General features: G+C 63.5%; 9 protein-coding genes. 6 read left to right on the top strand and 3 right to left on the bottom strand.

What is annotated here, in order from left to right:
• Window positions 1-2 precede the first annotated feature (2 nt).
• Both rhaS and SR858_RS12835 read right to left on the bottom strand, forming a co-directional pair.
• Entirely contained in the window at window positions 3-1,013 is a 1,011-nt protein-coding gene (gene rhaS / locus SR858_RS12840) for a rhamnose ABC transporter substrate-binding protein (RefSeq protein ID WP_019921192.1), read from the bottom strand.
• Window positions 1,014-1,030: 17 nt separating this feature from the next.
• The gene (locus SR858_RS12835) at window positions 1,031-1,897 is read right to left on the bottom strand and encodes a DeoR/GlpR family DNA-binding transcription regulator (RefSeq protein ID WP_019921191.1); all 867 of its coding nucleotides are present in this window, start codon (window positions 1,895-1,897) and stop codon (window positions 1,031-1,033) included.
• A gap of 355 nt (window positions 1,898-2,252) precedes the next feature.
• Between SR858_RS12835 and SR858_RS12830 the strand changes: the two genes are divergently transcribed.
• From SR858_RS12830 to rhaM, 6 genes are all read left to right on the top strand, one after another.
• Complete coding sequence (locus SR858_RS12830) at window positions 2,253-4,349, top strand: bifunctional rhamnulose-1-phosphate aldolase/short-chain dehydrogenase (protein WP_026637174.1); 2,097 nt, start codon at window positions 2,253-2,255, stop codon at window positions 4,347-4,349.
• 75 nt (window positions 4,350-4,424) lie between these two features.
• Window positions 4,425-5,720 carry an L-rhamnose catabolism isomerase gene (gene rhaI / locus SR858_RS12825; protein WP_019921189.1) on the top strand — a complete coding sequence of 432 codons (1,296 nt, stop codon included), beginning with the start codon at window positions 4,425-4,427 and terminating at the stop codon, window positions 5,718-5,720.
• A 3-nt stretch (window positions 5,721-5,723) separates the two neighbouring features.
• Window positions 5,724-8,522 (top strand): glycosyl hydrolase, encoded by a 2,799-nt coding sequence (locus SR858_RS12820; protein WP_322534585.1) that lies wholly within the window; start codon window positions 5,724-5,726, stop codon window positions 8,520-8,522.
• Between the two features lie 7 nt (window positions 8,523-8,529).
• The gene (locus tag SR858_RS12815) at window positions 8,530-9,969 is read left to right on the top strand and encodes a glycoside hydrolase family 28 protein (protein ID WP_019921187.1); all 1,440 of its coding nucleotides are present in this window, start codon (window positions 8,530-8,532) and stop codon (window positions 9,967-9,969) included.
• Window positions 9,966-11,171, top strand: coding sequence for a glycoside hydrolase family 88/105 protein (locus tag SR858_RS12810; RefSeq protein WP_019921186.1), 1,206 nt, complete (start codon window positions 9,966-9,968; stop codon window positions 11,169-11,171). The genes SR858_RS12815 and SR858_RS12810 overlap by 4 nt, the downstream gene beginning before the upstream one ends.
• Window positions 11,168-11,497 carry an L-rhamnose mutarotase gene (rhaM, locus tag SR858_RS12805; RefSeq protein WP_019921185.1) on the top strand — a complete coding sequence of 110 codons (330 nt, stop codon included), beginning with the start codon at window positions 11,168-11,170 and terminating at the stop codon, window positions 11,495-11,497. Before SR858_RS12810 ends, rhaM begins: the two co-directional genes overlap by 4 nt.
• Here rhaM and SR858_RS12800 read toward each other — a convergent pair.
• Complete coding sequence (locus SR858_RS12800) at window positions 11,485-12,414, bottom strand: alpha/beta hydrolase (RefSeq protein ID WP_051120288.1); 930 nt, start codon at window positions 12,412-12,414, stop codon at window positions 11,485-11,487. The genes rhaM and SR858_RS12800 overlap by 13 nt on opposite strands.
• Window positions 12,415-12,418 lie beyond the last annotated feature (4 nt).

Below are 12,418 nucleotides of genomic sequence, written 5' to 3'. Positions count from 1 at the left end.
GCTCAGAAGATCTTGGAGAACTTGTCGACGTTCCCTTTGTCGTACACGAATGGCGCGGCCATGGCGCCTTCGCCGTTGGCATCGATGGCGATGGCGCCCATGCGGCCGGCGTTCACGCTGCCACCGGCCTTGGCGCCGGGGGCCGCTTTGACGAAGTCGTAGGCGGCGTAGGTGACGGCGTAACCGAGGTCGATCGGGTTCCAGATCGCGAACTCGCGTACGGCGCCGCTCTTGACGTGGCCGGCCATCTCCGACGGCAAACCGAGGCCGGTGACGAACACCTTGCCGACGAGCTTTTCATCGACCACTGCCTTGCTGGCGGCGTTGATGCCCACGGTGGTGGGGGAAATGATGGCTTTCAGGTTCGGATTGCTGCGCAGCAGACCGATCGCTTCGCGGTAGCTCTTGTCCGACTGGTCGTCGCCGTACACGGTGGCGACCAGCTTCATGCCGCTGTACTCGGGCTTGGTCAGCGTGTCCTTCATGATGCCGATCCAGATATTCTGGTTGGTCGCCTGCGCGGACGCGGACAGGATGGCAATTTCCCCCTTGCCGCCGATGGCGTCGGACGCCATCTGGATCTGCTTCTCGCCGATCAGCAGCGCGTTCGACGGGTTCAGTTGCATCAGGCGGCCGTCCTTGGCCAGGCCGCTGTCGAAGCTGACGACCTTGATGCCGCGCGCCATGGCCTTCTTGGTGATCGGTACCAGCGCGTTCGGATCATTGGCCGAGATCACGATCGCATCGACCTTCTGGCTGATCAGCGAATTGATGATTTCGATCTGGCCTTCGGCGCTGGGCGTGGTGGGACCGGTATAAATGATTTCGACGTTTTTCAGTTCCTTGGCAGCGTCGTTGGCGCCGGCGTGGGCAGCGTCGAAAAAGCCGTTGCCCAGGCTTTTGACCACCATCGCAATGCGGATCTTTTCGCCGCCGGCGCCGCCTTCAGCGCCAGCTTTCTTTTCGCCGCAGCCGGCGACGGTCGCGAACAGTCCGGCGACCACGGTCGCCAATATGATTTTCCTGCGCTTCAATGTGATACCTCCGACTGGAACATGGCTGCCGCCTGGTAGTCAAACGGCGAAGTAAAAGGGCTGGCATTCAGCTGGGCGGGCACCGCTTCCGGTTCCACGGTCACCACGCGCACACCCGACTGCTCGAGCAGCTGCACGGCCGAATCGGAGGCGTAGGTATCGGTGATGACGGTGGAGACGCGATTGAGGCCGCACAGGATCAAGCCAGCCTTCTTGGCGAACTTGGAGCTGTCCACTAGAACGATCAGTTCTTCGGCCTGCGAGATCAGGCGCTTTTCGGCCTGGATCAGCAGCGGATCGGCTTCCATGAGGCCGAGCAGCGACAAGCCGTACACGCTCATGAACATCTTGGCCGCGTAGTGGTGCTGGGTGATGTCGTTGTCGAAGGGGCTGAGGATGACGTTCTGCTCGCGATAGACCTTGCCGCCGGGGACAATGATCTCGTTCTCGCTCGATACCAGCAGGCGCTCGGCCATCAGGAAGGAATTGGTGAGGATCTTGAGGTGGTGATCGACCAGGAATTCTGCCATCATGAAGGTGGTAGTGCCACCGTTGATGATGATGGTCTCGCCTTCGGAGCACATGCCCGCAGCGTGGCGCGCAATCGCGCGTTTGCGCTCGGCGTAGCACTGGATGTTGTGCTGGAAGGTCTCGCTGGTGAGGGTGAAGCTGCGCTTCTTTTGTTCCAGGTTGGCGGCCCCGCCCCTGGTGCGGGTGAGCAGGCTGCGGGCGGCAAGCCAGCTGATGTCGCGGCGCACGGTGGCCGGAGAGGCGCTGAGCCAATCGACCAACTGCGGCACGCTGGCCGTCTGATGTTCGGCGAGCAACTTCAGCAAACGTTTACGGCGCTTGTGATTTACCATATTTGTCTCCATTTTTTGTCGTCCCTACTACCGTCGCTGCCGCGCAGCTACTCAGCTACTGCTGTATTGCTGCTGCGGACCGATCCGGTGTGGCACTTTATTAATTACCAAGACTAAACATTTAGCCAGCCATCGTCAATCACTATGCGATCAAATATTTGATTGATTCGATAACCGTGTCATCAATCGCTCAAGTTTCAATCACTGGGGTGATTATTTCCGTCTTGGTCATCAAGTTGAGCGCTTGTGCATTGACACTGTTGCGGCGCTGATTTCTACTGGCTGCATGTGCCCAAAGCGGCATGAAATCAACACTAAGCACGCTATACCAATCAAACAACGACGGAGATCAGCAATGAATGTAACTCAGCAAGCCCCGATTACTTCCCTGTGGGACGATGCCGCAGCAGCCACGATGAGCGAACCAGAGCTGCTGCTGTACCGGTCCAACTTGCTCGGGTCCGATCTGCGCATCACCAACTTCGGCGGCGGCAATACCTCGGCCAAGGTCATGATGGCAGATCCGCTCAGCGGCGAGCAAGTGGAAGTGCTGTGGGTGAAGGGCTCCGGCGGCGACCTGGGCAGTATCAAGCTCGACGGCTTCTCGACCCTGTACATGAGCAAACTGAACGAACTGAAAGGCCGCTACCGCGGTCTGGCGCTCGAAGATGAAATGGTGGCGTACCTGCCACACTGCACGTTCAACCTGAACCCGCGCGCGGCCAGTATCGACACCCCGCTGCATGCCTACATCGACCGCAAGCACGTCGATCACATGCACCCCGATTCGCTGATCGCGATTGCCGCCTGCGCCAGCAGCAAGGCGCTGACGCAAAAAATCTTCGAAGGCGAACTCGGTTGGCTGCCATGGCAGCGTCCAGGCTACGACCTCGGTCTGAAGCTGGAAGAAGTCTCGAAAGCCAATCCGGCCCTGAAAGGCATCATCCTCGAAGGCCACGGCCTGTTCACCTGGGGCGACACCGCCAAGTCGTGCTACGAAACCACGCTGGCCATCATCAAACGCGCAGAAGAATGGATCGCTGCGAACTCGAAACAGCCGGCATTCGGCGGCCAGGCCATCGAAGCACTGCCGGCCGAACAGCGCGCCGCGCTGGCCGCGAAATTGATGCCACTCTTGCGCGGTAAAATCAGCCGCGACGAATTCAAGCTGGGCGACTTTAACGACAACGCCACCGTGCTGGAATTCGTGTGCAGCCGCGACCTGAAACCGCTGGCCGCACTCGGTACGTCGTGCCCCGACCACTTCCTGCGCACCAAGATCCGTCCGTTCGTGGTCGATTTCGATCCGCTGAACCCGGACTTCGACAAGCTGGTCGCCAGCCTGGATCAAGCGCTGGAAGACTACCGCGCCGACTACCGCGCCTACTACGACCGCTGCAAGCGCGATAACAGCCCGGCCGTTCGCGACGCCAATCCGATCATCTACCTGATTCCTGGCGTGGGCATGCTGTCGTTCGCCAAGGACAAGGCCACCGCGCGTATCGCCGGCGAGTTCTATGTCAATGCGATCAACGTGATGCGCGGCGCCAACGGCGTGGACACCTACGTCGGCCTGCCGGAGCAGGAAGCGTTCGACATCGAATACTGGCTGCTCGAAGAAGCCAAGCTGCAACGCATGCCGAAACCGAAAAGCCTGGCGGGCCGTATCGCCCTGGTGACCGGCGGCGCCGGCGGCATCGGTCAGGCCGTAGCCCGTCAACTGCTGCAGGAAGGCGCTTGCGTGATGCTGACCGATATCGATCCGGAAGCGTTGGAACAAGCCAAGAAAGACCTGACCAAGGCTGCCGGTAAAGACAGCGTCGAGAGCATCGTCGCCAACATCACCAGCGAAGAAGAAGTCGAAAACATCCTGGCCGCGACCTCGCTGCGCTTCGGCGGTGTCGATCTGCTGATCTCCAACGCCGGTATCGCCTCGTCGGCGCCGCTGGAAGACACCACGCTGGAAATCTGGCAGCGCAACCAGGACATCCTGGTCAAGGGTTACTTCCTGGCCGGCCGCGCAGCGTTCCGCATCATGAAGCAGCAAAAACTGGGCGGCAGCATGGTGTTCGTCGCCTCGAAAAACGGTCTCGTGGCATCGGCCGGCGCGTCGGCTTACTGCACCGCCAAGGCTGCCGAAATCCACCTGGCACGCTGCATCGCGCTGGAAGGCGCACCGCACGGCATCCGTGTCAACGTCGTCAATCCGGATGCAGTGATCCGTGGTTCGCGCATCTGGGACGGCAAGTGGAAGCAGGAACGCGCGCAGTCGAACAAGATCGAAGCCGACGACGTCGAAGCGTTCTACCGCGACCGCAGCATGCTCAAACTGAGCGTGCTGCCAGAGGATATCGCGGAAGCCGTGTACTTCCTGGCCAGCTCGAAATCGGCCAAGAGCACCGGTAACATCCTGAACGTCGATGCCGGCAACGCTGCTGCATTTACGCGCTGATACCTATAAAATGCCGCCGGCGTCGTTGAATGCGAACGCGCTTGCGGCACCATAAAAAACGAAGGAGACCCTCACATGAGCACCATTATCGACAGCGGCCGCGTGGCCGAACACAACGACAAGCTGCGTGGCGGCCTGGAAGAAGACTACGCCGCCCTGGCCGGCATGTTGTCGCGCCGCGGCGTGGACATCGAGCAGCTGACCGCCAAGGCGCAGAAGTTTGCCGTGGCCCTGCCAAGCTGGGGCGCCGGCACCGGCGGCACGCGTTTCGCGCGCTTCCCTGGCCGTGGCGAGCCACGCAACGTGTTTGAAAAACTCGACGACTGCGGCGTGATCCACCAGCTGACCCGCGCCACCCCGGGCGTGTCGCTGCACTTCCCATGGGATAAAGTGTCGGACACCCAGGCCCTGCGCCAGCAAGCCGAAGCCCACGGCCTGTACTTCGACGCCGTCAACTCGAATACTTTCCAGGACCAGGTCGGCCAGGAACACACCTACAAGTACGGCAGCATGACCGCGATCAGCGCCGCCACCCGCGCGCAAGCGGTTGCGCACAACGTCGAATGTATCGAGCTCGGTAACGCGCTCGGTTCGAAAGCGCTGACCGTGTGGGTAGGCGACGGCGCCAACTTCCCGGGCCAGCACAACCTGCGCGGCGCGCTGGAACGCTACCTGGAAAGCGCACGCGAAATCTACGCCGCGCTGCCAGCCGACTGGAACCTGCTGATCGAACATAAGCTGTTCGAGCCGGCGTTCTACGCCACCACCATCGCCGACTGGGGCACCAGCTTCGCTTGCGCGCAATCGCTGGGCGAAAAAGCCAAGTGCCTGGTGGACTTGGGCCACCACGCACCGAACACCAACATCGAGATGATCGTGGCGCGCCTGACCCAGTTCGGCAAGCTCGGTGGCTTCCACTTCAACGACAGCAAGTACGGCGACGACGACCTCGATTCGGGCAGCATCAACCCGTTCCAGCTGTTCCTGGTCTTCAACGAGCTGGCCGATGCGGCCGAGCGCGAAGGCGCGGCGTTCAATCCGGCCTACATGCTGGACCAGTCGCACAACGTGACCGATCCGATCGAGAGCCTGATGAGCAGCGCGGTGGAAGTTCAACGCGCCTTCGTCCAGGCCAACCTGGTCGATCGTGATGCGCTGCGCGGTTTCCAGGAGTCGCACGATGCGCTGCAATCGGCGCAAACCCTCAAGCACGCTTATCGTACCGACGTCTCGGCCATCCTGGCCATGGCGCGACTGCGCAACGGCGGCGCCATCGATCCGGTGGCCTGCTACCGTGCTTCGGGCTACCGCGACCAGGTTGCGGAAGCCCGTCCGGCCAAGGCTGGCGCCAGCAGCAGCGGTATCGTATAAACGGTGGCACACGTCACTGTTGGACTGCGCGGGTGTGACCACCTGCGCGGTACGCTGACGCCTGTTGCACAGGCGGCGGCGCTGGTCTGCGCCCTGGCTTGCTGTGTTGTCCCCGCAGCAGCCCTGGCGCAGCAACCCACACTGTCGAACCGGCTCGCCGACGTCGCCGCGCAGTTTGCGGCGCCGCCGCCCGATGCCCGGCCGATGGTGCGCTGGTGGTGGTTTGGCCCGGCCGTGGTCAAGCCCCAACTGGAACGCGAACTGCAAGCCATGAAGGCGGGCGGTTTTGGCGGCGTGGAGATCCAGCCGGTCTATCCGATGGAACTCGACGATCCCGCGCGCGGCATCCGTAACACTCCTTATCTTTCTCCCGAATTCCTCGACAACGTCAGCTATACCAACCGCACGGCGCGCGCGCTCGGCCTGCGCGTGGACATGACGCTGGCCAGCGGCTGGCCCTACGGTGGCCAGCACGTGGCGGTGACCGAAGCGGCATCGCGCCTGCGCGTGCACGTGGCCGAACTGCCTGCCGGCACCACGTCGGTGGCGCTGCCGTCGGTCATGAGCGGCGAACAGCTGATCGCCAGTTTTGTCGGCGCCGGTACGTCCAGGGAGTACGACGCCACCGCCCTGAAACGCACGGAGTTGGGCGCGCCCACCGCCACCACGCCAGGGCGCGGCGCGATTGCCGCCAGCGCCCAGCCGCGCGTGGTGGTCAGCTATATTGCGAGCCGCACCGGCCAGCAAGTCAAGCGCGCGGCGCTGGGTGCCGAAGGTTTCGTGCTCGACCACCTGAGCCGCAAGGCCATCGATCACCACCTCGACGTGGTCGCCACGCCGTTGTTGCAGGCGTTTGGCGACCAGCCGCCAACGGCAGTGTTCTCGGACAGCCTGGAGGTCTATAACACCGACTGGACCGACGACTTCCTGCTGGAGTTCCAGCGTCGCCGTGGCTACGACCTGACGCCGCACCTGCCGGCAGTGACCAGCGGCCAGGGAGCGGATGCACCGGCGCTGCGGCGCGACTGGGTGCTGACCCAAACGGAACTGGTCAACGAGCGCTATCTGACCCCGGTCAACGACTGGGCCGTCAGGCACAAGACGCAGTTCCGCTCGCAGACGTATGGCGAACCGGCGGTATCGCTGTCGAGCTACCGGCTGGTGGGACTGCCCGAGGGCGAAGGCCCGCAGTTCCGCGAGTTTTCGTTCACCCGCCTGGCCACCTCGGCCGGGCACCTGTACCAGCGCCCGGTGATCTCGGCCGAGACCTGGACCTGGCTGCATTCACCGGCATTTGCCGCCACCCCGCTGGACATGAAGGTGGAAGCGGACCGCATGCTGCTGCAGGGCGTGAACCTGTTCGTCGGCCACGGCTGGCCGTACACGCCGCCCGGCGCAACGGAACCGGGCTACTCGTTCTACGCGGCGGCCGTGTTCAACAACCACCAGCCGTGGTGGAACGTGATGCCGGACGTGAATGCCTACCTGACCCGCACCAGCTACCTGATGCGCCAGGGCCAGCCGGCCAACACGGTGGCGGTGCTGCTGCCCAACGACGACGCGTATGCGTCGATGACGCCTGGTAAAGTGTCGCTGTCGGAAAAAATGCAGCACTACGTCACACCGGCACTGACCACGCAAATCCTCGACGCCGGCCACAATCTCGATTACGTCGATGCGGAATCGGTGCTGTCGCTGGGCGTGAACCACCCGGTGCTGGTGCTGCCGCATGTCACGCGGCTGGCGCCCGAGGTGCTGGCAAAGCTTGACGACTACGTGCGCCAGGGCGGCAAGATCATCGCCGTCGGTGCGCTGCCGTCGAAAGCGCCCGGCTACCGCGATGCCGCGCGCATCACGGCACAGGTGCAGGCGGCATCGAAAGCATTGGCCGCCAAGCCTGCCGTGACCGTGGTCGCGCAGGATGGCGACGTCGGCGCGGTCTTGAGCAGGGTGCTCACACCCGACTTCAAGGTGGCGTCCAATGCGGCCGATATCGGTTTCGTGCGGCGCAAGCTGGCCGATGCCGATATCTACTTCATCGCCAACACGGGCAACCAGCCTGTGCGCACCACGGCCACCCTGGCCAGCCTGCGCAAATCGGCGTCCTGGTGGAATCCGCACGACGGCACCACCCGCGCCGTGACGGTGTTTCCGGCGGTGGACCTGGACCTGGCGCCGTACGAATCGCGGGTGCTGATCCTGAGCGATGCGCCAGCGGATACGAAGGCCGGGCCGGCGCCTTCGAACGCGGCACCGGTGGTGCTGGCCGACCTGGCGCGCGACTGGCAGTTGCGCTACCCGGACGGCGCGGCGCAGACCATGCCGCAGTTGCGCTCCTGGACCGACGACCCGGCACGCCGCTATTTTTCCGGCATTGCGACCTACACGCGCGACGTCACGCTCACGGCCGGGCAGTTGAACAATGCGGCGGTCACGCTCGATTTCGGCCAGGGCACGCCGTTGGTAACCGCACCGAAGGTTCCCGCCGGCATGCGCGCGATGCTCGAGAGCCCGGTGCGCGAAGCGGCCGAAGTGTTCGTTAACGGCCGCCGTGCCGGTTCGGTATGGCGCCCGCCGTACACGGTGGACGTGACCAGCGCCTTGAAACCGGGCGTCAACCGCATCGAGGTGAAGGTGGCCAACCTGGCACTGAATGCGCTGGCGGGGCAGGAGCGGCCCGACTATCGGCTGCTCTCGGCCCGTTACACCCAGCGCTTCGTCCCGCAGGATACGCAGCTGATCACACCACAGCCATCGGGCATGCTGGGTGCCGTGCGCCTGCTGGCCCAACCAGCAAAGTGAGGACATCATGATTTTCAAGAAGTGGTTACATGTAGCAGCGCTCTCGCTGCTGGCACTGTGCGCAGCATCCGTCAGTGCCAAAACCTTCGATCCGTCGAGCTACGGCGCCAAGGGCGACGGCGTCACGCTCGACACCAAGGCGATCCAGGCCGCCATCGATGCTGCCGCCAAAAACGGCGGTACGGTGGCGTTCAAACCGGGCACGTATCTGAGCGGCTCGATCTTTGTAAAAAGCGGCGTCACGCTGCAAGTGGACAAGGGCGTGACCATCCTCGGTTCGCAGAAGATCGCCGACTACACGGTGCTGCCTACTCGCATTGCCGGCATCGAGATGCGCTGGCCGGCCGCGCTGATCAACATCTATGAGCAGAAGAATGCGGCGATCACTGGCGAAGGCACCATCGACGGCGACGGCAAGATCTTCTGGGACAGCTACTGGACCCTGCGCAAGACCTACGAGCCGCGCGGCCTGCGCTGGGCTTCGGACTACGACGCCCAGCGTCCGCGCCTGATCCAGGTGTTCAATTCGTCGCAGGTCAAAGTGGGCGGGGGGCTGCTGCTGCGCCGGTCGGGTTTCTGGACGCTGCATATCTGCTACTCGACCGATGTGACGGTGGATGGTGTCATCATCCGCAACAACGAGGGCGGCCACGGACCATCGACCGATGGCATCGATATCGATTCGTCGAAGAACATCCTGGTGCAGAACGCCGACATCTCGGTCAACGACGATGCGCTGTGCCTCAAGGCCGGCCGCGATTCGGACGGCCAGCGCGTGGCGCGTCCGACCGAAAATGTCGTGATCCGCAATTCCATCATCCGCGAAGGCGCCGCCGGCGTCACGTTCGGCAGCGAGACGGCGGGGGGCTTCCGCAACGTCGAGGCATACGGCATCACGGTGCTGGACAAGGTGCCGGTCGGGATCCTGTTCAAGTCGGCGCACACGCGCGGCGGCTTCGGCGACAACCTGCGACTGCACGACATCACCATGAAGGGCACGCCGGTGGCGATCCGCATCACCATGAACTGGAATCCGAGCTACAGCTATGCCAAGATCCCGGACGACGTCAAGGAACATCCGGATTACTGGAAAGTGCTGGCCACGCCGGTGCCGCGCGAGAAGGGCATCGCCCATTTCCACGACGTCAAAATCTGGAACATCAAGGCCACCGGCGCCACCACGGCGTTCGAGGTGAGCGGCTATCCGGAAGCGCCGTTGAACCGCTTCAGCTTTGAGAACATCGACATCGAAGCCCAAAATGGCGGCTTCATTTTCGATGCCAGCAACTGGCAGTTCAGGGACGTCAAGCTGGCCATCAAGCAGCCGGTGCACCTGCTGAACAACAATGACGTGCGCGGTTTGCCCGTTGCCAGCACGGCGGTCAAGCCGCGTCCACCGGAAGTGCCGCTCAAGGAAAAGAGCTTTGAAGAGCAGGATAAATCGTGAACAAAATATCCGTGCTGGCGGCCGTAATGTCCGCCCTGGCCACCTTGGGTGGCTGTGCCAGCGTCTCGCAAGCCCCGTCGTACCCGCTGCCCACGCCGGCCATGCAGGCCATCGTGGACAAGGACATCAGCCGCCATTTCGGCGACGCCCCGGTGGATGGCGGCCCGCTGGCCACCGATCTGTCGCCGGCCCTGCGGCCTGCCGACATCGACAGGGCGCTGCGCAAGGTGGCGGACTGGCAGCTGGCGCGCACCACGCCGCATTTCGACCGTATCTGGACATCCAGCGTGCTGTACTCGGGCTTCATGGCCGCGTCAAGCGCCACCGGCGACGCCAAATACCGCGACGCCATGCTGGCCATGAGCGAGAAGTTCGAGTGGAAGCTGCGCACGCCATACCCGGACGCCGACAACATCAGCGTGGCGCAAACTTACCTGGAGCTGTATCAGCGTGACCCTTCACCGGAACGCATCGCCTCCACCCGCGCGGAACTCGAAACGCTGATCGATTTGAAAACCATGCGGCCCGGCGACACGCGCCTGCCATGGTGGTGGTGCGACGCGCTGTTCATGGCGCCGCCGGTATGGGCCAAGATGTTCCGGATCACCGGGGAGCGCCGGTATCTCGACTACATCCACACCCAGTGGCAAGCCACCTACGACCAGCTGTACGACCAGGAAGAACACCTGTACGCGCGCGACGCCAGCTACAAGGACAAGCGCGAGCCCAACGGCAAAAAGGTGTTCTGGTCGCGCGGCGAGGGCTGGGTGCTGGGCGGCCTGGCGCGCACCATCGACTTCATCCCGGATAACGATCCGAAAAAGCCGTTTTATGTAACGCAGTTGCGGCAGATGTCGGCGCGCCTGGCGCAGTTGCAGGGCAAGGACGGCCTGTGGCACGCGGGCCTGCTCGACCCGGCCAGCTATCCGCTGCCGGAAATCTCCGGTTCGGCGCTGTTCGTGTACGGCATGGCGTACGGCGTGAATCGAGGCTACCTCGATGCGGCCACGTATCGCCCCGTGATCGAGAAAGCATGGGCGGGCATACTGAAGAATATTTACGCGGACGGCCGCCTGGGCGGCATCCAGCAAACCGGCGCCGAACCGGCCTACTATTTGCCGGCGTCGAGCTACAACTATGGCGTCGGCGGCTTCCTGCTGGCCGCCGCTGAACTCAAAACCATGACCAAGGACGACAAATGACAGCAACTGCACCGATCACCCGCGGTTTCCGCATGAAGCTCAAACCCGGCACGGTAGAGGAATACAAGCGCCGCCACGACGAGCTGTGGCCCGACCTGGCTGCTGCGCTCAAGCAGGCCGGCATCTATGACTATTCGATCTTCCTAGACGAAGAAACCCTGCACCTGTTCGCGGTACTGAAACTTGCGCCCGACCACACCACCGCCGACCTGCCGCAGCAGCCGGTGATGAAGCGCTGGTGGGACTACATGGCCGAGCTGATGGAAGTGGAACCGGGCAACCGGCCAACCGAATGGCCGTTGCAGCAGGTGTTTTACTTCGCCTGAGGTTTTACAACCGCTTTCGACGGCGTGAGTAGCCCACGCTCACGCAGCCATTCCTCGGCGCGGCGCGGCCACAGCGAGGTGGTGCCCAGGCCGTCGCGCATGCCCATGCCGTGACTGCCATGCTCGAACAGGTACATTTCGGCCGGCACCTTGGCGCGCGTGAGCGCTTGGTAGAACACGATGCTGTTCTCGACCGGCACGGCCTGGTCTTCCTGGGTGTGGATCAGCAGGGTGGGCGGCGTGGCGGACGTGACCTGGTTTTCCAGCGACATCAGCTCGATCGCTGCCGGCGATGGATTCGCTCCCAGCAGCGCCTTGCGCGAGCCGGCGTGGGCGGCCGGGTCTTTCATGGTAATGACCGGGTACATCAGCATCAGGAAGTCGGGACGGGCGCTGGTGGCGTCGAGCGGCGCGCCGGTGCGGCCCAGCGGGTGGTCGAACAGGGTGCCGGCGCTGGCCGCCAGGTGACCGCCGGCCGAGCTGCCCATCACGCCGATGCGCGCCGGATCGATGCCCAGTTCCGCCGCGCGCGAGCGCAAGGTGCGCACCGCGCGCAGCACGTCCTGCAGCGGGGCAGGGTGGCCGTATTCCTGCATGCGGTACTTGAGCACATAGGCGGTCACGCCCAGGGTGCTGAGCCAGTTGCCGTATTGTTCGCCTTCGCGCGCGGTGGACATGCGCAAATAGCCGCCGCCGGGGCAGATGATGACGGCGGTGCCGTTGGGCCGGTCCACGGCAGGGCCAATGCGGGTGAGCGAGGCGTCGGTGACGTTGGAATTGTAGCCGCCACCGATTTTTTCAGGACCGATCGCCTTTGCGCCCGGCACGCCTTCGGGCCACAGAGTGATGACATTGCTGTCGGCGCTGGCCATGCCGGCGCCGAGGGTGAGAAGCAGAGCTATCAGAGTTTTTTTCATGGGG

The organism is Duganella zoogloeoides (assembly GCF_034479515.1).
GTDB lineage: Bacteria > Pseudomonadota > Gammaproteobacteria > Burkholderiales > Burkholderiaceae_D > Rugamonas > Rugamonas zoogloeoides.
Note: the sequence above shows the minus strand (reverse complement) of the source record. Positions and strands in the feature narration are given on the sequence as shown.